The sequence below is a fragment of the Brasilonema sennae CENA114 genome (genome assembly GCF_006968745.1).
In the GTDB taxonomy this organism is placed as follows: domain Bacteria; phylum Cyanobacteriota; class Cyanobacteriia; order Cyanobacteriales; family Nostocaceae; genus Brasilonema; species Brasilonema sennae.
The window spans coordinates 202,812-225,090 of record NZ_CP030119.1 but is presented as its reverse complement, the minus strand read 5'-3'; the positions used below and the strand labels follow the sequence as shown (position 1 = coordinate 225,090).

Below are 22,279 nucleotides of genomic sequence, written 5' to 3'. Positions count from 1 at the left end.
GCCGCTATATAGTAGCGGCATTACTTGATTACAGTACGGGATAATTGCTGGGTACAGAGGGTTGTTGCCTGAGAGAGCTAAAAACTTTGTCGATGTATGTTTCCCAGCTTTCCCCTATTTTGATTGTTTTGTTTATGTTTCCCTGCAGATCAATCAAAACTTCCAGTGTTAGTTGATTTTTTCTTTCTAGAAGTTTCAAATCCCAGGCTAACTCAAATGCTGGGTTAATTTGTTCGGGTGCTAACTTGAGTTCGGTGATGCAATTGCCCTTCGTTCCAGCGCGCTTAATTAGCCTTATTTCGGTTGTATCTCCTAAGATCTGTCTAGTAATTTCGGCATTGGCGTACTCTGGGAAATAGGTAGTGATTGCTAATTTTAGCTTTTCGTCACTGATTGCTGTTTCCTCTGGGATAGGTACTTGCTGCCCTTCAATAATGGCGATGTAATTCATAATTATTTAGAAAAGTGAAAGTTGTTTTTTGTTAGATTCGGCTTTTTGATAATCTTTGGGTAATTCTCGCTGTTGTACTTGTCTTGTTTGAGTGGAATTACTGGTAGTATTTATTGCCTTTTCAGCAGTTTCTATGATTTTGGGTAGTATTTCTTCCAACTCTCGGATGCAGTCTTTGATGGCTGGTTGTGAAGTTATTTCCTGATAGTCGATAGTTTTGATGATGGGTGGTGCGTTTCTGATACCAATTGATAGGATGGCTTGTCCTTCTTCTGGATGAATTTGGATAGTTATTATATAAGTTTTGGTTTTTGGGGGGTTGTTACTATCGTCTTGCTCAGAAATTTCATCATCTTCTTCTAAATTATTATTGTTATTAGGATTAAAATCACTACTGTAACTAGCTTCGGAGTTAGTTACACTTTCTTGGTTTTGATTGTTCATGAAAGGTTGGCAAATTTTACGAGGGTACGAATGGTAATGCCCGTTCTGCGGAAAGACTGCCATTTGTAGGCACACTCTCCTGGTTTGTATTTGGGTGACAGCTGACTCCATCTGTCCCAGGCATCAAGTAAGATAGGACTGACTGACTTGAGTGCCATTCCAACTTGAATCCAGGTTGTGTAGTCCGAAGCAAACCGGGGATGGATAACTTCTAAGAATGTGAGTGCAGTTTGGATATTGGTTTTGATGTTCGGGTATAAGTTGATGTACCTGTCTACCTTATCTCTGCGGTTGTATTTTTCTTGTGGAAAGCTGGTTAACCTTGCTTTCTCCTGCTTTAATAACATTTGGGCTATTACCCAATCTGGTGCGATCGCAACTTGCTTTTCTTGAGGACTGCAACCGGAAACCCACTGGTAGTATCTCCCTTCTGGGTGATAGGAAGGAGGTAGAACTGAGGCATGATTTTTGCCTCTGAACTCTAGGTTTGAGATTTTGCTGGAAGTGATTGATGAGTTTCCAGGAATTAGGTAGAGAAGCTGGCGCTTATATTCGCCTCCAGAAGTAAAGGCGACTGTCGGCGGGAGGTAAGTAAGTGCGCCTTCGTATAACTTTTGGGGAGAAATTTTCTCCATCTCATCCTCTTCGAGTTTTTTGTTGAGGATCAGGATTTGACCCCAAGCGCGTGGTCCGTCGCAGTCAATAGCAACGATGTGCCCTTGGGGGTGATAGTTACCGCAAACAATAGCAACACCAGTCGCGTGTATATACCTTTTCCCCGACCAAATTTTGCATCTAGTACGAATGAGTTCGGCTTGTAACTGTTTGGGGGAATAAGTTTTATGTTGCCATTGTTTTCCTCCCAGAGGGCGTTTGCCGAAGGTGGGTATAATTCGCCATATATCGGGTAGTGTTTCCAGGGACGAGATGATTTTACGTGCCTGGGTGTGCATGATTTTGTTTGATTCTTAATAGTTAACTTTGGTAGTTCAATGCATAAGCTTTTTTTAGTGATTAACATTATGATGTTAGGGCCGGCAGTTGTAACTACCTACCCTATGTTTTAAGCTAATCGTCGATTAAGAGCATTTTCCACTTGATAAGTACCAAGGGTGCAGTTTGTATTGAGGGGGAATGTGGGGAATTCGGGGTAGTTATTCATGTTTTTTGTTACCCTGCACAGTACCATTACTCCCTCCCTCCCCTTTTTCTCTTGATTGTGATAATAGCTGATGACCTCAAACTCATTATTACCTGCTTCAAACTTGCTTCCTGCGTGCTGAGAGATAGCTTTTTTCCAATTAGGTTGCCAGACCATGAGAGTATTTATTGCCATTGACCTAACAACTGGATCATCAAGCTTAGTAAGTATATCTGGCAAGTAGTTACACTCTTGGGTGATAACTTCTCGCGCATAATTTACCAGCCAATACTCGGCTTCCTTGAGGAGGGTTTTTGATTCCGTATCCTGACATACTTCGTGATGACATTTAGACATTAAATATGCTCTTTGCTCAAAAACCATTCCATTGGTTCGCATTTTTAAATCTGATGGATAATCAATCATTAAATCAGCTAGTTCATTGCTGATAGCAGGTAAAGGATATGGAATATTTTCTTTCTTTAGATTAGGGCATATTTTCACTTGATACCCTAAACTGACTGCATGATTAACGATTAGATAAATATCTGATGCAGGGATATAATCACCCAACTTATAATTTGTATCTAAAAGTAAATATGTCGGCGCATGAACAATTTGGAATTTTTGAGGTGATTGCTCGCAGTCAGGAACTAATTCTACGTACATAACACTAACCAAAATACTTTTGATTTTGGTCAACGTTAGTTACTAGTAGTGGTTTAATTTATGTTAGTCAGTATTACATTTATTATCTATAGTCCTGCCCTATTAATAGGGCAAGACTATTTTTTAGAGGGTTTGTACTTCTTCCTGGATGAAATCTTGAAGTATAGATAATCCAACTTGTTTGGAAATGGCTGTATTGTCATCTGGGCATCTGTAGATAACAGTACAATTGGAACATCCATGCTTGCATGGGCAATGTTCCACTAGGAATCTTGCCCTGGATACGACTTTTTCCAAATATTGAAACAGCGTATCGCACATTCCGGTTCCTCCTTCAACTGTATCAAAGAAGTAGCCGAATGAATTAGATTGAGTTGGTTCTTGATGGAGTATAAAGTCGATATCTTTACTGCTGGCTCCATGTTCGACTAGTGGTAATGCTAGCATAAGTTGATGTGCTAGACTGTGGATGCAAATGTCGGTTTCGTTGTATTCAAATAACTCTCTTTCCTCCCTGGAGACGTACTTCTGATTCTTGATTTCTGACCTAATTTTTTCTACTTTTGATTTGAAAAAACTTCTTGCTTGTCGGTCGATTGTAACTTGCAGACAACTGGTAGAATAACTAATAGTAAAAGATTCCTTATATGAGACTTCTTCTACTAGCTGGATTATGTCTCTTTCTGTGAGTTGACTGTTGCATATGAGACAGTTTTGTAACTTGCTTGCTAGAGATTGATTGTGGTTTCTACAATCTTGATTTGGACAAGTCCATCTTGACTCCCGATTGTATATTTTGTATCCGGTAATCGACTCAGATATTTTACATATTTTAGGTGTGAGTTCTATCACTCCCCTTGGTAGTTTGATTGACTTTGCTTTGCTAGTAGTTTTAACCTCCTCAAATTTAATGACTCCTTGAGGGCGCGTAAATAGGTTTGTTTGTCCAATAGGCTTGAGAAAAGCTTGTCCCTCTTTGATTTTTAACTCTGATGATTTATACCAAACAGGGTTGCCATCAAAATCTTGGGCTGTATAAATTGCATCAGGGTATACCTCTCTTAAGGCAGTGTTGATTGCACTTTGTTCAAATTCCTCTCCGTTTGAGGTATTTATGTAGTTGATATTGTTGTTTCTGCTCCCCCTAATTTTGATATCGCCGTGTATGTAACCTAGATGACGGGCGCACGCTAGCTTACCGTTGAAGCTGTATACAAGCTTATTTTCATTAATGAGTTGGTTTGCGATCGCAAGTCCTGACTGCCCGAAATGCGTGATAATTTGATTGATTGTCGGGCGTGATTCCTTACAGCAGGCTAAGATATGCCACGTGAGTAGATTTTCAAAATTCGGATTAAAATTGATGACCTCCGGCGGATCGGTTAGCAGTCGGTTGGGATGTTTCGAGTAGTACGAGTCCAAGATTGATTGTCTGGAGGGGATAAATACCACCAGTCCTTCTTCTTTTCTGCCAGCACGACCTGCCCTTTGGCGGAAGGATAAGATACTGCCAGGATACCCGCAAATGAGAACAGCATCTATACATCCCAGGTCTAAACCAGCTTCGAGAGCAGACGTTGAGACAATGAATTTCACTTCTCCGGATTTGATATCTGCAATTATTTTTCTCCTTTGGTTGTTTTTCAAGTTGGCGTAAAATGCAGAAATAGTATTTTGAGACAACCCATTTTCGCTTAATATTTTGCGGATAGTTTGGGTTAGGGTTTTGACCATTTCCCGACTGTCGCAAAAGCAGATTCCTACTACATCTTTACTGACGAGTAAAGCTGCTATTTGAGCAGTTGTGTACAGGATACTGTTCTGGGGTTTAAGACTGATAAAGGTGGTTTCAGCTTTTCTTGCACCATTTTGGTTAATTACCGTAATATTTTCTCTACGATTGGAAATCTTTTGGGCTATCTCTTGACTGTTGTTGATGGTAGCTGAGGCGTAAATATACTTTAGTTTAGATAAATTCCCTCCAGCTGTTTCTATCATTAGTTGGGTGCGACGGTTGAGTAGAGCAAAGTTTGCACCGAAGATTCCGCTGTAGAAGTGAGCTTCATCTACTACGATTATGGAAATTTTGCGTAGTGTTTCAATGAAGTTGTAGTTATCAAATTGGTAGTTGGTAAGTTCATGATTCCAAACATCGGGTGTGACACAAAGAATCGAAGGTTTATGTGTATAGAGTTTTTTACGTTCTTGAGCTGGAGTATCGCCATTAATATTGAGAATTGCAGGGCGAATAGACTCTGGTAGAAGGTTGATGAACTCCTTTATTTTCTCCTCTTGGTCAAATGCTAGGGCTTTAAGGTTGAAGAAAATGATGCATGAATTGCCTTTGAGACATTCGTGAATAACGGGAAGTAGGAATGATATTGATTTCCCACTACTTGTTGGAGTTTCGAGAATTATATCTGATGATTGATTGTATGCTGACCATGCTTGAATTTGGTGGAAGTATAATTGATTTATTCCTAATTGGATGAGTGCATTATTGACTGCTGAATGAATGTTTTCTGGTATCGGTTGACTCTTTGCTGCTTGTTCGGGAATCACATCGCAGTAGGCAAGTTTATTTCTACCCTCTAGTTCGGTTGCTATTTCTTGATATATTAAATTTTTTAGAGATGGCGCATCTTCAACTGTAGTAAGATTTCCTTGCTCTATCTCTTCTTCCCAATTGAAGATAATTTGGCTGATATTTCCTTTTCTGAAATAAAGGTTGTTACCGATGATTGTGCTAATTTGAATTATTCCGTGCTGCTTGGAATAGATGCTACGGCTTGGTTGTAACCACTCTGGTCGGTTTTTCATCAAAAATTACCTACTTGTTGTTTATAACAAGTAAGCGTTAGTGATAGTGGTGGTTTGACTTTTACCGTTTGGAGATATTCCTTCTTTGGGAAGTATTATTTGGGAAAAATCTGATTCTAATCCATTTGGTTGGTCGTGGATTCCAGAATGACTCCCTACCCCGAAATTTTGAGGGGGTACGATACATATACTATGATTTTAACTCCTCGTATTTTCAAGGCAAATAGAGTTGACTTTTTTTTATTTTTTATAATTATGAGTGATTTTTAAGAAAATATAAGATGAACTTGACGATTGAAATGTATAGGTTAATCTGGATTGTGTGTGGATATTTACTTATGAAATTTCAGCAGAATTCTCAAGTTAATCTGGTAATTGAGCGGGCGAAACAAGAGAAATTTAATGATAACGAAATTGCCCTGTACAATGATTTTTTTGCTGAAGGGGGGATAAAAAATCCTGCCAAGATGACGGAGCAAGATGCCACTAACTTTGTTAAATTTCTAGACAGTTGTGATGCGTCGAACGAATTTGTGGTAATGGCTTTGACTAGGTTGGCGCAGATTGCTCCGGCAGATGTGATAGCACGAGTACTGGAGAGTGATGCTGATGGTGATGGCTTGACCCTTGCTGAAGAGCTAAAACTTGGAACCAAAGCTACTCAATATGACACACCTGCTCAGATAGCTGTCGCGCGGCAAAGGCAATTTCAGGCTTTTCCATCCAGAAATTCTGAATTTGAACTTTAATGAGTTCTTGCAGGATCGGTTTCCTCACCGGTAAGTACCGTCGCGGTCAACCAGAACCAGAAGGGACACGGCGGGCGACGCTTGGTGATATTGGAACGGTTAGCGACGTGGAGAAAGCATACCTAAAATAACGCGGGAGGCAGATAGCCCCGAAGTACCTCGGTCAATTCATTTAATTTCTTGACCGAGGTACGTCATTTATGTCGGGGTGGAATGCCGGCACGGGCGAATTTATTCGCCGTCAATATCGCTTTCTCTTGCCCAACCCTCAACAAGTTCACTTATGCTTGTTCCTTTAACTGCTGCCATTTTTTGCAATTTACTCCATGCTGTAGGCGTGAGGTGAATTCTGTGAGATTCTTTAAGCTCAGAGTGAAGTGCTGGTTGATTTCTTGTCCTCTTTATTCCTTTCCCTGTTGACATATTCAGAACTGGTACGGTATTCTAAGTAGAGGATAGCACAAAGCAAGGAGGTGATTAAATATGCCCCGGAGTACCAAACCATCATTCGTTTTAAAACAGATAGCTGAATCGAGCAAAAAGTCAACCGAGGATGTGGCGTGAATCCCCGTCGCTGTCTTCGCGGGGAGGGTTCAAGATATTGTAGAAGTTTTGGATGAAATAGCTCGTAACCGTGGAGTCACCGTTGCTCAGGTGGCGCTCAATTGGCTTTTGCGTCAACCTGGTATTACATCGGTCATTATTGGAGCCCGCCCTGGAGCAGCAACTCAAAGATAATCTCTGTGCAGCAAATTGGGAGTTGACACCGGACGAATTGAAACGACTCCGTTCAGTCAGCGCTACACCACCGATCTATCCGTATTGGCATCAGCAGAAGTACGGTGATGAGCGTATTCCACAATCTCTGCAATAGAGCATCATCAATCGCTAAGACGTATACTTATGTGATGAGAGCGCAACGTGCGGACAGTGTCTTTCAATCCGTTTCGTTCTAGTGCTGACAACACCTCCTCAAGTGTCTTTGTCGGATTTTTGAGCGCTTGTTGCTGTCGGAGTACCGTACGATACACCGCATCCAGAGATACTTCAATGCAGCGCATGACAAACGCATGACTGATGCACAGCCTCGATCCGATAGGGGGCTAACGTCTCTTGAGGAAAATCTTTTAAATTGAAGGTAATGATGGTGTCACACTGACCGACAATTGCGGCTGCAAGGATATGGCGATCGTCAGCATCTGGCAGTGACAGTGTAGGAATAATGGTTTCGTACCCTTCTACAAGTGCATCCTCGACATGCAGATCCATTAAGGTGCGCGTGCGTTCCAAGTATGCAAGTGAGAGGTCAGGCCGATTTGCACAGACGTTGCGTATCCATTCATCGTGTATCATTGCCGACCAGCGAGGTTTGTAACTACCAGTGGTGGCAAGACGCATAAGGAAGTCGCGTAAAGGAGCAGGATACAAGACACATGCATCAAGGAGGGCAACGGCAACAGACATCCATCAATATCCCATGTCGAGTTCCTGTGCCTGTTTTGTCAACTCGTCGAGCGCTTGATGGCGAGCTGCTTCGTTCTGTTGCTTATACTGTAAAACATCAGAGGCGAGTACGCGCCGATAGACTCCGACTTTACGAGAAGGGATTGTTCCAGAGTCGAGTAGTTTGACTAAATAGGGACGTGAGACGTTGAGTATGTCTGCAGCTTCCTGTGTCGAGAGTTCTGCCTGTAAAGGTAGGATGGTGACCGGATGTCCTTTGCTGATCGTCTTTAGGACTTCGGTTACAAGCCGAAACATGTCGCCTGAAAGAGTGATTTCCGCGTTCGCAAGAGGCGGTTCGATGATTGCGAGTGTTATCTTGTCGGGTGGATTGTCAAGAAATTGTCCCAGAGAATACAACGCCGCTTCAGCCATGGTAGCGACTTCGGGAGTAGGAATGAGAGGATCAGATGGGCGAAGCGTAGCCATAGGTTTTGTCTTTTAGGATTGCCATCTTGCTTAAGTATACAACGTACAAAGAAACAGGCGCAATGGCAGAAACAGGCGAATCTCGTGAAATAGACGAATCATGATCTAACAATGTTAATGACGCGCTACTGATAGGTCTTCTTGATCGACGAGTGTCAAATATTAATAATTATATTTAATACATCATCTTTAGAGATGTTAAATTTGCGAGCAATGTTGTTTATATTGGCCTCCCCGTTCATGTGTTCCAGTAGTATCAGGCGAATAGTTGATTCAGATATCTTTACCTTTTTGTCTTGACCTGTACTGGTGTAAAAGCTTTTGATAAATTTGTTGATTTCTGCTCGTTCGAGTTCTTGCCAATATTTTTTGCGGTTGCTCCAAAAACAATTGCCAGGTGCATAATTCCCAGTGGGATCGATACGGGCGATAATTGTATTATTGGGAGCGGTTCCTATATCTAAAAAGAATTGGTTAAAATTATCTTTCCAATCTGGATGTACTTCGATTCCACAACCGCCATGTTTTTTATAAAAGGGGTGTTTCTTGTTATAACAAACTTGTTTAATATAGTTCCATGAGTGGTATTCTCTTGGGTTTTCGCTTGTGATTTTGATTGGCTTCTTTCTTCCACAGCCACAGCTTAGGGTATTACCAGCAATTAAGCTATGCTTATAGACATATTTCTCAATTCCGCAGCTACAAAGTACTAGAACTTTTACAAATCTACCTGCTTGTTGTATTTCTTGGTTATCAATTACTGTTAACTTGCCAAAGGTTTCTCCTATTTCTAAAAGATTTCCTTTTTTAATGCATCCACAGCTTTTTGTTTTGCCGTTGAGAAGATTAAACTTAAATACTTCTCTTCTTGTTCCACATGCTGTGCACTGGCATAGTATTTCTGTCCCTTTATTTTCAATGACTTGCCAATAACCAAACTTTTCTCCAATGTCAATAGTTCGACGACGCATATTTAGTAATCTTTCTTTAAAAATTGAGCTTGTATAAAAATATCGTTAAGTGACATACTCCGAAGAACAAGACCGTCCTGTTGAGTAGCGTAGGAGAAAAGATAATTTGTTCGTTACGCTTTTTCTCCTACTCAAAATCCGCGTATTGAGGAGGGCTAGCCCCAACCCGCTTAGTTATTCTGGGATACTTGCCCGATTGAGCCTTGTCTACGATGTTTGTTACATTAATCTGGTGCCACCAATCATCACCAAAATCGAACCAGTAACCAAAAGCCTCATCAATAGATAAGCCCAGCGAAGCAATTGAAGTACTAGACACATCCCCTGTAGGCGTTTGTGTCAAACCGGAACTTGAAAATGCTTGTTTCAAGCAGTACCGTCTTGCATTTGGATCTTGCGGGCCACTTCCTCCCACTTGAAATTCGTACATATGCTCTTCTTGGCGGTCGAATGCCTTGAAGATAATTTTATGGAGATCCTCTAAAGTATTGCTGCCTTTAATCTCAATTGTTCGAGACACCACTGAATTCTCCGCAATAAATTCTTCAGTAATTGGACCGTCAATTAAAAACACATCCAGCACATATAGTGCATTTGGAGAAGGGTTCACTGCTTTTTCATGATGGGGTGATGCTTGCTTGTCACCAATATACTCCGATTCACCATTGTCCGGAATATAAGGAATTAAGCCCTGTGTATATGCTACTTCCTGAATTTCTCGGGGTGTAAACCTTGCATCCAAGATAAATCCATCAACAGAAATCATCCAAGTCATGGGGTTGTCGTCTAACTTACTGGAGAGACACCAATCAGGGTCCATCTGATGCATATCCAGGGTATCTCGTACCTGTTTTGATTTCGACTGCCCGGTGCTAGGGTTCACACCAAACCACTGATAAATTTCCTTGGCACTAATGTGGGGGTCTTGTGAAGGGTCAAAGAGAAAATTGACCATACCGATAGCATGAGTAATCCCACAAGCCCAAGTTTTCTCCCTACCCTTTGCTAGTGGAGATGGTTTCTTGCGACATAAAGCTGCTGTCGCAAAGCGGAGTAACTGGGCATATTCATCGTTCAAATGTTGTTTGGCAAAATCATCCGTTATCGCTACAATGCCATTGAACTTTTCTTGCATCGCGTTGGGAACGTTTTCTGATTTCTTAGTTTTAGCCATACTCATTACTCTGGTACGGACAGTTAGCCTAACGTTACGGCAACTAGGAGTTTAACCAGGATACCTGCAAGTGCGATCTGCCTTTGGCAGCAAGCTTTGCTTATCACAGCATAATCGTACATTAACTGATTTCCCGTCATTGTTAATAAATTAAGTGTAACTTTTTATATATCGAACCTTCTTTAGCATCGGCGACCCCACTGGATGTAGAGTGTTAAAGTAGGTTCAAGCGTTTGCGCGCACCAAATCGAAACAGCTGATATCGCCGAAATCGAAAAACACAAACGTGAAAAGTCACAGTAGGGCGATCGCTTACAATTTAACCATGAGCATATTCTCCTAAATTTGTCAGCACGGTTAATATGACTGACGTGAACCCTGTGAGCATAACTGGAACTATTACGATCACAGTGCTGCCTCAAGACAATGGACACTACATTTGTCAGATGTCACCGGATTTGGGTGATTTTTCACAAGAAAATTTGCAATGCTACGGTCAAACAAAGGAACACGCGATTGCAATTGCCTTAGAGCAGCTAGCCTCGGAGTATCGCCAGATGGCTCAAGAACGACAAAATATAGATTGGGACACAGTGGAACGATTAGACTCGCTCAGAGCCAATTGCCAAGCATTATCATGTCATTTTGCACTACGAACGCATTGCTTCTGAAGAATCAAAGTTTGAGGCAATGCACAATACGATTATGGGAAATACGGTGGTTGAGAATGCCAAAATCACTGTGATTGAGATTGATCCAGATATACCAATTGATCCGTTAGCGCGATCATGGGATTGATTGTTCCAAACTTTCTTCATACGCTTAAATGGTAATTTATATACAAAAGTTACAATTTTATCTACGGAGTTTTTTGATAAGCGCAGATGGTAGGCTGTACCGGGTATTGAGCCGACAGGTGCTAATCCAACCGATTTCTGAAAACGTAGAAAAGATTCATGACTTGTTTGAGTCGATGAGTCAAGCTGTGATGATTTTAACAGAGCAAGAAGCGCGATCGCACTGGGCTACAATTCCCTTAACTTCTAATTGAGCGAGAGTACCATGTCTGCCAAAGGCTTTGGGCAACCCCGATCCACAAAAACCGATAAGTTAGTTGAGCAAGCGGTGCGTTACTGCCAAAAACGCAATCCAGAAGCGCTTGACCAAATATTTGACAATCTGTCTGTTAACTTAAATAAGCAAGTGGTGGCGGGTTGTTTGACAGCATTCTGTGACGACACCGACATCTGCAGCTGGTTGTGCGGGTATTTTGCTGGGGAAATCAACTGCGCCGAGGACAACAACAAACCGTGTCATCCCATCATTGAACTTTCCCGAACTCTAATTGAAGCTGGCATGGAACCGTTTAGCGACTTCATGCCCTATCCTGGTTGTCGCATCGTCATTCTTAACGCAGACAAGTTTGAAGCACTGCCAGCAGAAATCAGGAACACGGTGCAGCAGGCTTTTGATGTAATGGAGAATTCAAACGAACATTTGCAGCAGGTGAATGACGCTCTGTTGCAAGAGTTGGTGGTGACGGTTAAGGAGTAGGGTGCTGCGCTCTGTGCAATCACCACATTTGTAGAAGTTTTAACTTGAATGATACGCAAAGGTGAGCGTCGCTTTTGCTGATTGTTCTGCTTACACAGTGACTTCAATCGAGTTGGGCTTGTCCTCAAGAATATCGATTTCAACCGCAAAAAGTACTTTCTTGGCGATCACAAAATACTGTATTTTTGAAGCATGAGTGCTTCACATAGTGAATTGGGAGCAATTTCTTAAAATCTCCCTGCTGTCTTCCTAGAGAGTGTCAAAATTCCACTCCTGCTGACTTGACGTTAGGTGTAACAGTAGCGACGGTTTGGCGTTGGGGGGAGGAGATATGTTCTGTAGGGGTATACTGTATTTTGATTTCTTGAGCGCGCCATGTTTGTAAGTCATTCATAATATCCTTGAGAGGAACAAAATCTACGACTTGTTCACCCCTTTTCTGGGCTTTATCAGTCTTGTAGGTCAAAATTTTGAAGTACATTTCCCGCTGCTCAGCAATTGGCAACTTGCCGTCGTTGTCTTTTATGCGCTCTTGAATTTCTGCATTACCCTGGTTCATCGCCCCTCCCCAGTCAGGACCACCATACTTGACCATGTTTGCCCATTCCTCGGCGATATAGGGGTGAACTTTAACGGGGATATGCATGGCTGCTTGTATTGGTTGTTCTTTGGGTGTGGGTGCGGGTGCGGCGGTAGGCTGTTCGTTACCGAAGATTTGTTCTAGGTTAAGCTTTTGGGCGTTTTGGGCAATAAACTTCATTTGGTTGATATCGTAGTCAGAGATATTCATTTTACTGACTTCTTTGGTAATGCCAGCTTCGGTTTTAGTCAGATCAAACCGGACAAGTTCCTGAGTACCTCTTTCCTCGGTGGTTTTAAATAGTTGCAGGCTGGCTTTTTTTCCTTGAGGATCACGGGTGCGTTTAATGGTAAATTCTCCTACGGCGAGTTCATCCTTCCCTGCTGTCAGGAGTATGTTGTTGAGAGTATCCAGCATCTCGTTTTGTTTGAATACCTCAAGAGTTTTGATAGTACCAGCAGGCGCAAGAGAACCAAGTGTATTTGCCACATCCCGGATATCTGAAGAATTCAAGTCAGGTAGTTTACCCTTATCCTGGAGGTGTTCGTTTACCATCAAAAATTCCTGACGTTCTACCCCTAACATTTCTTTAGGCTGTTTGGTGATTTTGGGTTCTTTGTTTGCCTTACCAGGTTTAAACTCTATCAAGGAGTTGTTCCAACCCTGAAGTTCGTCACTGCGGCGGTGGATGCTGATGGTATCCCCTTCTTGCCGAATTACAAAAGCATCACTTCTGTAAATACGAGAACCATCTTGCTCGATGGTTTTATATTTTTTCAACATTTCGGTTGCAGCTTGGACAATATCTTTGTTTTCGCCGTTGTAACGTTCTTTTTCTGCTCGTTTGTTTTTTATCTCGTATACTGGTACTTCTACTTGACGTGCCCACTGTTGCGCTTGCGGTTCTACCCCCTCGGAGTTGGCTGCTTGTTGGTAAGTATATTGACCAGTATATTGTTCCTCTTCCTCCAAATTTTCTCTTTTCGGAGTTCTGCTTGGGCTTTCTTCTTCAACAGGTTTCTTATTATTAGTAATTTTTTCTTCGGAAGTATAATTTTCATGATTTTCTACCTCTTCCTGAAGGTTGTTGATGACAGATTCTTCAAACTTCTCTTCGGCTTTCTCTGATATGATTAATACTATGGAGTTAGTATTTTCAATATTTGAAGGTTGGTTATCTATCTGATTACTTGGTTTTGATAGAAATGTTGCACCAGTATTATCTATTAATTCTGTTTCCTCATTATTCTGAATGACCACAATAATTTTCTCATCTTCATCTGGTGCATCATCAAAATCTGGAGGATTGCTAATATCTATATCTTCTAGAAACACAACTGTCTCTTCTGACGGCGGTGCATCTTCTATTGGAGTATATTCTAATGATTGAATATCTTTGGCATCAGTAGTCATTAAATATGTTGCATCTTCTTCCATTTTGTTATTATTTAACAGTTGCGATGACATTTTATCATTTGCTACTATGGATAGATGTTTGAGTTGGTTTATTAGAATTTTAAAAAGCTGATTATTTACGTTCCGTTCATACTGAAAATTACTATTAGATTCTAAAAAAATGGGAGATTGATAATTTGGAATCATATCAGATGAAGGAGGTAGTAGTTTTACGATTGGTTCGTAAGCTACATCTATAATTTCATCTTGAGAGAGATTTTCTGTGACTAAGTTTATTCGACATTTACCTTTTGAATCTTGTTCGTAAATGATAGTTTTCTCGCCTGATTCAGTATAGGCAGTTATCTTGATAACAGGTTCGTAATCTGTGGTGTAATTATCACCTAAATCAGGTACGTCTTGTACAATTAGGGCGGCGATAGTTTGTGCTTGATATTTGCTAGGTTCGTTTTGTGTATTATATTCAACTGTCATGCTGTACTGTACATTATCCATGTACATATCCGGCATGAAGACTACTGTGTCTCTACTACCTACCTCCTGGTTTAAATCTACCTTTTCCCATTTGTAAGCCCCAGGGGTAGTTTCATCGGGTACGAGGTTGTAAGTATCCTTGCCAACCTCGACTGCGATTTTATCTATTTCTTCCCGTTCTTTAAGTATTTCTTGAATCTTTTTAAAAGTGTTAATCAAGATTTTGGCTAATTCCAAGGCTGCTTTACCAGCAGTATCAGCTACTTGAAGATAATTATCTGCTATTCGTTGTTGTTGTGGATCAAACATGGTGGTATTGGTAATCTAATGTAAAAATTCAGCACTTCTTGAGTCAAAAGTGAGCCAGCGCGGTCTTGGGGAGCCAGTCGCTTGCGGGGGTTCCCCCCGTTGTGCGACCTGGCGTGGTTTCCCCCATGAGCGACTGGCGAACCCCGAAGGGGTCAGAATTTATAAGGAGTCTATGATTCTTGGTATATTCATTTCATCAAATGTTATTCTGATTTTTTAACCCTTCTGACTCCTGTAGAGTGCAAGGGCGCAGCCCTTTCTGGCTCCCGAATTATTACAATCTAATGATTAGTAATAATGCTTTAGTTTCATTTTTAAAAAATTATCACGACAAATATTATCTAGATTATTGCTGTCGTAGTGATAGACTAGGATATTATCAAAATCATGTTTTTCTAAACATTTATTTCATTAACAATTCCATTTAGATAAGTTTTGAGATTTGCTAATTTATATTCCAATACTTATAAAAAATTATGAGAAAAATTCTTTGTAACTATCCACAGGTAATGGTGCATTTCCTGCTTGTACAGGTGCTTGAGGAATGGGGAAACGCTTGTCTACCTCTTTGACCCTGATATCCAAATCTTCTTGAGTTGGTCTTTTTTGGGTACTTTTTCGAGCAAGTTTTGTGATAAGTTTATCCCAATTATTCCCGTTTTCTGACTCTAGCGAGATGATATATTTTGGGACTTTAATACTTTTTAAAATTGGTACAGAACCTTCCTTGTTGTTGTCGTAGGCAGGGTTGATAAATACGCATTTACCGGGTGGTAATTTGAGAAATTGAGCGGGTTCAAAAAGCTTTCTGATTTTCTCTTGTTCTGAGATAGATGTTGAAGCTTTTCCCCCTCCAGTTGACCGGGATTTCTGCTTATATTTAATTTCCTCTTCACCGAGGTAAGCACTAAAAATTCTTGCAGATTCCTCTTCACCTGGGTTGAATACAAACTTGGTGCCACAAGCACCGAGGATTGCTTTTGAGATTTCCTTGCCATAAATTTTCTCCAACTGCCCCATGTTCTGCCATCCGAGAATTCCGCAGAATCCTTCGCTTCGGGATTCGTTAAGCCATTTGAATAGGTCTGGGAGAAAAATCGATGGCAGTTCGTCAACGCTAACTACAAGTGGACCAGTTTCTTTTCTCTTTTTGGCAATACTGCGGGCGACGGTCATATGTAAAATTGAAGTCATAAGCGGACCAACTGCATCGCGGCGTTCGCGGTCAAGTCCGAAGATAATCATCTGTTTCTTGCCTACCTCTAATGGTAGGGTAGTTTTGCCGACAAAGCAGCCAAGCGTGTTCTTTGCCATGAAACGCGTAAACATGAGCGAGGCGGTACCAGCAATACCCGCGATGGTTTTTTCACTTCCGCTGGAGCTAAATAATTGACCGAAGGCTATCCGTATCCACGGATTAAGACTTGCTGCCATTAGGCGTTCGACCATCTTCTCGCTTGAGAGAATAGCTGCTGCGGTCATGATATCGGCAAACTCCCCAAACTCTTTGGTGAGCATGAGAATTGCTTGGGTTAGCTGGTCACCCGCAGGACCGAAGAATGCGTCTTCGTTTCCACCACCAAGCATACGGAAGTTTTTGTTGATGACTGTAGCCAACTGCCGTGCAGTTTCAGCATCGCCACTGTCGCGCAAGAAATCGATGGGGTTGCATACTTCAGATTCAGGAAAACCCGGAGCAAAGACGTGTACTTCATACCCTTTTGATTTTGCGTAACTGGCGATTTTGGCTTGACTGGGGTATTTAAAATCGTATAGAACAATACCAAAACCTTGGTCGATAGCTGAGTAAAGCATGGGGTTGATTGCCGAGAAGGATTTACCGCTACCAGGTGCCCCAATGACGGCTGTACCTCTTTGAACATCGGGTACATACATAGGTGTCCCCCCACTCCCCTTGGGTAGTTTTTGTCCCTTGTACTTATGTACTCCGATATACAAGCTAGCGCTATCGCACTTGGGGGAGGTGACTTGCTTGATGGCTTTTTTCTTGGCGCGTGCTGTTTCTTTTCCTCCACCCCAATAGCTGGTAGCAAGTTTGCCTTTCTTACCTCCAGAGAATATATGTAGGAGAAATAGTGCTAATATTCCCCCAGCGAGTGCTAGTCCTTGGGGAGACATTAGTTGGTTGGTATATTTGCTAAAGTCATAGTCGGACGAAGGTTTAGTTTCTGTAGCAGTTTTAACTTTAACGGTTTTGGCTGTGGCGAAATATAAGTTATACATAAAAATTGGTATGAAAAAATATACTTTTGGATTGCATATTTCTCTTTATGGTGTTTAAAGAGGAAAACTTGAGATTGACTCTAAGGGAGAGTCTGCCCGTAGCGACTCAGGTACAAAGCACTCCCCTTGCAGCGAGCGATCGCCGCATCGTGACTTTTTACTTTAGACATCTTTGAAAACTAATCTCAAAGCATTGCGCTGTCTGAACTAATGTTTAATTTATGGAGAAGTCTTTTGTGTTGCGCTCTTGTTTGTTAACTAAACTTTTACGGAGTTGGTTTTTTAGGCACTGTGAGGGGTGTGCCTAAGATAATTGGGTCCATCTCGCTATAGTTGAAGAATGGAACGGGACCGATAAAGTAGGGCGTGCAGGTGCGACCAACGAAGGGGATTGTTTTGCAGAAACGGAAGAACATCGCGGTAGTTATACTTCCGTCAGCTTCGTTGACATCCCAAATGACTTGTTTGAATGATTTACCAAAGGGATGTCTTCCGGTTGGTTCTTTCCCAACGTTTACGCTGCCAAGGATACCGAACCCGCCCTTGACTTTTTGGAACTTGCCTGACATCCATGCCGCACCAGTGAGGATATCGCTTCCAGCTACTTCGATGTGGGCGCATTTTTTGTTATAACAGGGAACGTTAAATCCTTCTTGCTCGCTACCCGATATTGATTTCCACCTGCCGTTTTCTACCTCTTTAAGTACCATATCTACCTTACCGATATAGCTGAGATCGGGTACGGGTACTCCAGGTAACTGGTCGAATGGTACTTTTCCCAATCCCGGAACCTTGCCAATAATAGTATTTTCCCAGTTATTAAACTTTTTGAGGGCGGCTTTTTCAATACCGGGAATGCTGGTGAGTTTGTATTTATCAAGTTTGAGGTATTTGCCAAGTTCGGCGGTTTCAAGTTTGGGGTAACTTTCGAGTGCTTCTCCTATAGTCAGACTGCTTGTTGCATCCCCTGTGACTTTAGTAACTAAATCATCAATTGCTGGAATATCGGCAACTTCTAATTTGGATAATTCTGGGATAGCTGAAGCTAAGTCGCCGAGTGACTGCCACTTGAATGTCTCAAAGTCTGATAGTTTGAGATTTTTGAGGCTGGTACCCGTTATTCTTGAGATTTGAGTGAGGTTAAGATTTTCGATTTTGAATTCTGTTGCCTCAAAATCTCCCAACTGCATTACCTCAGCAAGTGACTGTCCTGCGCTCCAAACACGCTTTCCTTTAAGTTTTAGGTCTTTAATGTTAGGAAATTCGACTTCCCCTGCACTTGAAAACTTCATGCTATCAAAGTTAATTTTGCTCCAGTCAGGGACAGGCACTCCATTCACATACTTGACCGCAAGAGGTTGTTTTTTCAGTGTTTTAGCTTGTTTGGTCGAATGATTCAAATTTGAATCATTCGACCAGAGGTTTGCTGAAGTGTTCCCGAAGTTTGCTGGAGGGAGTATCCCCCCAGCAACTTCTCTCAAATTTGAAACATTCGTTGGTGTAGCTGCGACAGCTTTATCCCCAAATACGAGACTGCCGATATTGTAGTTACCCCCGAATCTAATTAACCCGTGCAGGGCGAGTCCTGCTACCATACCAGCAACCATGAGGTAGCGCCAAGTGTTCATTTTTTGTTCGCGCCATTGATACCCTTTACTTAGTTCATTTTTAGGAGGGTTGTCATTGGTGGTTGTAACTGGGACGATTGCAACTATCTCCGAGTTGACTTGGATAGCACTTGTTTGTGGCTGTACTGTTTCTGTTGTAATATTTATTACTTTAAATCTGGAATTGTCTGTCAATAAATCTTTAGTTTCCATAATCTTTATTACTTTTCAACAACTAGCTTTTTTGGTGTAGGTTGAGTATTACAGCACATTGCAAGTAAATGAAGTACAGTACTGAGGTCTAAAAGGCAGACTCTAAGCCCTTTCTACTTCTGACTCCTGAATTCTGCTGTATTTGTTTCTACAGGTTTGGGAGAGGGCATCTCTAGCAAGCGTTTTCCACCCATAAGCATGAGCTTTTCAACTAATTGCATCGATACTCCGGCGTTGGTTGCAGCGATAGTGAGTTCTTCTCCTTGCGATCGCAACTCGACGAGTTTGGTTAGTCTTTCCCACAGCGGGGTATCGCTGGTTATCCACTGTTTGGAAAGTGCAAACTGCATTCCTTTGGCGATATACTTGCTATCAGATATGGCGGTGTAATCAGCTTTTGGTTGTCTGAGTTCCCGGTCATTGCTTGAATCGCCTATAATTTCTAACTGGCTGTATTCGGGTTTTCCCGTGCCGGGTATAATACGAAAGTGATAGGATTTTTTGGTACTTCCAGATTCAGTGATTACAGTGAGATGTGTGCCGTAGGTAGCTTGTGGCAAGCCGGGGATTTTTACTGTTTCGATGCGGCGAAGGTGAATAAGTCCTGCTCCTGTTCCCTCTCTTGAACATCTCCCTAATCCTTCCAGACATCCATCCACGTCAATTACGAACTTAGAGGGGTCATCCAACCAGATTTTTTTAATAACTTCCTCGGTGCGGTAAAACGAGATGGATACCCCGTGTCCCGCCCATACCTGAACTGTTTGCCCAGTCGCTTTTTCTCCTGATACCTGGGATGCTTGCACCTGCCTTACGATACCTGCTGTAGCGGTTTGTATAAGTAGTACGAGGGGTGCGCTCGCGCTGAAGAAAAGTAAGCTTAAACCAAATAAATATCTAGCTTTCACGGCTTAATACAGTTTGATAGAGCGATTGACGACAATAGAAATTTTGGTATTGGCAGGTACATACCAGATGTTGGGACGGCTAGTAATTTCACTAGTAGCCTTTTGAGTGCGGCTGCCCATAGTTTCAGCAACTTTGCCGAATGCACCTTGTAAAAATGCACCTGCGATATTGCGGTTATTGCCTCTAGAACGGGTGCGACTACCACCGAACAGTAAATCTTCGGTTATTTCTTCAGGCTGGTTGATAATTTCCCCCACCTTTGCAAGTCCAGCGATAGTACCGAGAGTGGCGTCACCAAGAGCAATTTCACCACCCTTATCTTTGTAGGGACGGGCAATAAGGGGATTGTTACCTTTACCCAGGATTGAGATTGCGCCAGGGGAGATGGGGTATTCGGTACCATCTTTGAGTATGGCGCTGACTGAGGCGGTGATATTAAATCCACTATCTACACCAGTCATAGCAACTGCTACCTGGGTGCCAGCAGGGATGGCTATTCCACCTGTATTACTTTTGATTGGTTCATCTAGGCGAGCAACAAACCTGATATTGTTATTTGCACTGCCTTGGGCAAGTATCAAGGGAGTAACTAGGGTAGCGCTTGCGGAAGAACCTACTACTAAATATTGAGTTTGTCTTTCCTCTAAAATTTGGACTTCATCACTCAGGTAGTTAGCAGAAGCGAGTTGGGTTTGCTTGCTATAAGATGCAGTCAACTCGACTGTATTGTTAGTTGGTTTCCACCGGGGACGCAGTTCTTCAACTTCCCCTGTGTTGTTGGGTGTACTGTTGATTGTGTTTTCAACGCTTGTTTCACTGCGACGGTTGCGGCGACGGCGGGGTGTTTCATCACCATTCGGTACTTCCTCTTCACTTACCTTGCTTGCAATGGTGGTGTTGTCAGCGCTGGTATATTCAACCCTACCGATACTTCCTAAGTTACGAAGGCGTTCGAGTTCGGCGAGGGGGTCTTTCGGTGTTCCTAACATACTACCCCTGGTGGGTGATAAGGCTGTGCGTGCGATGCTTTTTGAGGAGCCGCCAAGGGTGATTGCGCTCCGCGCACTGCCAAAGGCAATCGCATTATTATTTCTACTAATTGGTAGGGTTATTCGATCTTTAGTTGCAGTTGGACTTTTGGGTTCGATGGAACGAGATGCGAGTACCGCACTGCGCCTCGTCGCTCTGTATTCGCCTTCAGGGTTTGGTTCCTGATATACCCGTCTCTTAGGAGGGGGAGGTGTCTGTTGCGGAGTAACTCTAATTTGACTTGCTGTTTTGTTAGTGTTTATGTTGGTGGTAGCTGAGGCTTGTTTTTCTTTATTTGGAGTTTTTTGTTCAGTCTTATTTTCTTTGGTTTCTTCCTCTTTACCGTTCAGTGTTTCAAGTTCTTGCTGTTGCTTAGCGAGCGCTAGTTTTGCATAAACATCCCCGTCTTTCTTTTCAAATGGTGTGGATGTGGGAGTAGGAGAGGAAATTGCAACTGGAGTTTGGGCAGTATTGCTGCCACTGTTCATCATGCCGTTAAGGGCGACAAACATGACTAGAAAACCTACTCCAAATGCACCTCCAATAATACCAAGTCTTGACCAGGGAGAAGTTACAAAGTCGTGTTTGGTTTGAACAGCTGCGGGGTTTTCTTCCTCTTCCCCCTCTTCTGGTTCTAATTTATCTTCGGATTCGGGATTTTTCACTAATTTCTCATCTAACGGTAAGAGTGCATCAACCGAATTAGCTGGTTGTGAATTCCCGTTATTACTAACGCTGTCTTGAATGTCGTTTTGCAACTGTGACATAATTATTTGATTGAAAGAGATTAATAAAAATTAATTTGTCGTATTATTATTTCTTTTTACCAAGTTCATAATCGATAATTTGAATGATTTCTAAACCAGAATTTTTTGCTTTGTATACTTTTTGAGCAATATCAGTAGTTTGGGGTGGATTCTGTGGTGTATCTACTGCTGCAATAGTTATTGTTTTATTAAAAGGTAAACCTTTACTTTTGTTTCTTTCGCTATTGAATGTAACTAAACTGGCGATAATATCAACTTCCCACTTACCCTCAGATATTTTTCTAGGTGCGGAGATGTAGTTGGTGACGATTGTGACTGTACCTTGTCCTGAGAATATACCTTCAGGAATTGTTGAAGCTAGTGTTTTGAGGAAGCTGGCACGAAAATCTTGGTTTTCAGATAAAGTAAATGCTGCTTCCCAAACATCACTGGGAATTTTTCTTCTACCTCCATTTTCGGTTTCGATTTCTACTCCCTTATCAACTTTTTGAATGAGCTTACCATTTTCGTCGGTGTTGATAATTCCATCCCAATTGAATAGCTTCACCATGCTATTGGTGACAAAAGTTTTAATAGTTTCGTTAGTTCTTTCTCCTGGACCAAGAGTTTTAGCTGCTGCGGTTGTTCCATCTTGGAGTTGTACAAATGTCATGCCCTTCATGTATTTGGCAGCAGCAGAATTTACTCCAAAATTGACAAATTGTAATAAAAGAGAAAGTATGCCTGCTGCTGCGCCTACTGTAGTTGTGATTGCAACTGGTGCTGATGTAGATTGTCCGTAACTAAGGAGGCGAAGTGGCTGTGATTTTGATTTTGATTTGAGCAT

At 41.9% G+C, this 22,279-nt stretch carries 22 protein-coding genes and 1 pseudogene; 6 read left to right on the top strand and 17 right to left on the bottom strand.

Annotated elements, in window-relative coordinates:
* Positions 1-28: 28 nt before the first annotated feature.
* The 5 genes from DP114_RS33340 to DP114_RS33320 form a co-directional block, all read right to left on the bottom strand.
* The gene (locus DP114_RS33340; protein WP_169266886.1) at positions 29-451 is read right to left on the bottom strand and encodes a hypothetical protein; all 423 of its coding nucleotides are present in this window, start codon (positions 449-451) and stop codon (positions 29-31) included.
* 6 nt (positions 452-457) lie between these two features.
* A complete protein-coding gene (locus DP114_RS33335) occupies positions 458-895 on the bottom strand; it encodes a hypothetical protein (protein WP_169266887.1) in 438 nt (145 codons plus the stop codon).
* Positions 892-1,848 carry a bifunctional DNA primase/polymerase gene (locus tag DP114_RS33330; RefSeq protein ID WP_169266888.1) on the bottom strand — a complete coding sequence of 319 codons (957 nt, stop codon included), beginning with the start codon at positions 1,846-1,848 and terminating at the stop codon, positions 892-894. Before DP114_RS33330 ends, DP114_RS33335 begins: the two co-directional genes overlap by 4 nt.
* Before the next feature lie 110 nt (positions 1,849-1,958).
* Positions 1,959-2,705 (bottom strand): hypothetical protein, encoded by a 747-nt coding sequence (locus DP114_RS33325; protein ID WP_169266906.1) that lies wholly within the window; start codon positions 2,703-2,705, stop codon positions 1,959-1,961.
* A 123-nt stretch (positions 2,706-2,828) separates the two neighbouring features.
* Positions 2,829-5,525: a DEAD/DEAH box helicase gene (locus DP114_RS33320; RefSeq protein WP_169266889.1), complete on the bottom strand. Its 2,697-nt coding sequence runs from the start codon at positions 5,523-5,525 to the stop codon at positions 2,829-2,831.
* A 338-nt stretch (positions 5,526-5,863) separates the two neighbouring features.
* Here DP114_RS33320 and DP114_RS35570 point away from each other — a divergent pair, with 338 nt between their 5' ends.
* Both DP114_RS35570 and DP114_RS35925 read left to right on the top strand, forming a co-directional pair.
* Positions 5,864-6,274, top strand: a complete 411-nt coding sequence (locus DP114_RS35570; protein ID WP_246163617.1) for a hypothetical protein — start codon at positions 5,864-5,866, stop codon at positions 6,272-6,274.
* Positions 6,274-6,405 carry a hypothetical protein gene (locus DP114_RS35925; RefSeq protein ID WP_256379423.1) on the top strand — a complete coding sequence of 44 codons (132 nt, stop codon included), beginning with the start codon at positions 6,274-6,276 and terminating at the stop codon, positions 6,403-6,405. The genes DP114_RS35570 and DP114_RS35925 overlap by 1 nt, the downstream gene beginning before the upstream one ends.
* A gap of 100 nt (positions 6,406-6,505) precedes the next feature.
* Here DP114_RS35925 and DP114_RS33305 read toward each other — a convergent pair whose 3' ends face one another.
* The gene (locus DP114_RS33305) at positions 6,506-6,697 is read right to left on the bottom strand and encodes a hypothetical protein (RefSeq protein WP_169266890.1); all 192 of its coding nucleotides are present in this window, start codon (positions 6,695-6,697) and stop codon (positions 6,506-6,508) included.
* 189 nt (positions 6,698-6,886) lie between these two features.
* On the opposite strand from DP114_RS33305, the gene DP114_RS35565 reads away from it, so the two are divergent.
* Entirely contained in the window at positions 6,887-7,012 is a 126-nt protein-coding gene (locus DP114_RS35565; protein ID WP_211178603.1) for an aldo/keto reductase, read from the top strand.
* Between the two features lie 143 nt (positions 7,013-7,155).
* On the opposite strand, the gene DP114_RS36600 is transcribed toward DP114_RS35565, so the two are convergent.
* The 5 genes from DP114_RS36600 to DP114_RS33280 form a co-directional block, all read right to left on the bottom strand.
* Positions 7,156-7,335 carry a hypothetical protein gene (locus DP114_RS36600; RefSeq protein WP_211178604.1) on the bottom strand — a complete coding sequence of 60 codons (180 nt, stop codon included), beginning with the start codon at positions 7,333-7,335 and terminating at the stop codon, positions 7,156-7,158.
* Positions 7,322-7,672, bottom strand: a complete 351-nt coding sequence (locus tag DP114_RS33295; RefSeq protein WP_246163641.1) for a PIN domain-containing protein — start codon at positions 7,670-7,672, stop codon at positions 7,322-7,324. Before DP114_RS33295 ends, DP114_RS36600 begins: the two co-directional genes overlap by 14 nt.
* A gap of 69 nt (positions 7,673-7,741) precedes the next feature.
* Positions 7,742-8,206 (bottom strand): helix-turn-helix domain-containing protein, encoded by a 465-nt coding sequence (locus tag DP114_RS33290; RefSeq protein WP_169266892.1) that lies wholly within the window; start codon positions 8,204-8,206, stop codon positions 7,742-7,744.
* 155 nt (positions 8,207-8,361) lie between these two features.
* Positions 8,362-9,177: a hypothetical protein gene (locus DP114_RS33285; RefSeq protein WP_169266893.1), complete on the bottom strand. Its 816-nt coding sequence runs from the start codon at positions 9,175-9,177 to the stop codon at positions 8,362-8,364.
* Positions 9,178-9,304: 127 nt separating this feature from the next.
* On the bottom strand, positions 9,305-10,351 hold the full coding sequence (locus tag DP114_RS33280) for a DUF6398 domain-containing protein (RefSeq protein WP_246163615.1): 1,047 nt from the start codon (positions 10,349-10,351) through the stop codon (positions 9,305-9,307).
* Positions 10,352-10,713: 362 nt separating this feature from the next.
* Here DP114_RS33280 and DP114_RS33275 point away from each other — a divergent pair.
* The 3 genes and pseudogenes from DP114_RS33275 (at position 10,714) to DP114_RS33265 (ending at position 11,905) form a co-directional block, all read left to right on the top strand.
* A pseudogene (locus tag DP114_RS33275) lies at positions 10,714-11,149 on the top strand (hypothetical protein).
* 28 nt (positions 11,150-11,177) lie between these two features.
* Entirely contained in the window at positions 11,178-11,402 is a 225-nt protein-coding gene (locus DP114_RS33270) for a hypothetical protein (protein ID WP_169266894.1), read from the top strand.
* A gap of 11 nt (positions 11,403-11,413) precedes the next feature.
* On the top strand, positions 11,414-11,905 hold the full coding sequence (locus tag DP114_RS33265) for a hypothetical protein (RefSeq protein WP_169266895.1): 492 nt from the start codon (positions 11,414-11,416) through the stop codon (positions 11,903-11,905).
* A gap of 259 nt (positions 11,906-12,164) precedes the next feature.
* On the opposite strand, the gene DP114_RS33260 is transcribed toward DP114_RS33265, so the two are convergent.
* From DP114_RS33260 to DP114_RS33235, 6 genes are all read right to left on the bottom strand, one after another.
* On the bottom strand, positions 12,165-14,684 hold the full coding sequence (locus DP114_RS33260; RefSeq protein WP_169266896.1) for a hypothetical protein: 2,520 nt from the start codon (positions 14,682-14,684) through the stop codon (positions 12,165-12,167).
* Between the two features lie 474 nt (positions 14,685-15,158).
* Positions 15,159-16,928: a type IV secretory system conjugative DNA transfer family protein gene (locus tag DP114_RS33255; RefSeq protein ID WP_169266897.1), complete on the bottom strand. Its 1,770-nt coding sequence runs from the start codon at positions 16,926-16,928 to the stop codon at positions 15,159-15,161.
* Between the two features lie 266 nt (positions 16,929-17,194).
* Positions 17,195-18,748, bottom strand: a complete 1,554-nt coding sequence (locus DP114_RS33250) for a hypothetical protein (protein WP_169266898.1) — start codon at positions 18,746-18,748, stop codon at positions 17,195-17,197.
* A 113-nt stretch (positions 18,749-18,861) separates the two neighbouring features.
* Positions 18,862-19,656 (bottom strand): hypothetical protein, encoded by a 795-nt coding sequence (locus DP114_RS33245; protein ID WP_370460813.1) that lies wholly within the window; start codon positions 19,654-19,656, stop codon positions 18,862-18,864.
* A gap of 3 nt (positions 19,657-19,659) precedes the next feature.
* Positions 19,660-21,453 (bottom strand): TrbI/VirB10 family protein, encoded by a 1,794-nt coding sequence (locus DP114_RS33240; protein WP_169266899.1) that lies wholly within the window; start codon positions 21,451-21,453, stop codon positions 19,660-19,662.
* Positions 21,454-21,499: 46 nt separating this feature from the next.
* The gene (locus DP114_RS33235) at positions 21,500-22,279 is read right to left on the bottom strand and encodes a hypothetical protein (protein ID WP_169266900.1); all 780 of its coding nucleotides are present in this window, start codon (positions 22,277-22,279) and stop codon (positions 21,500-21,502) included.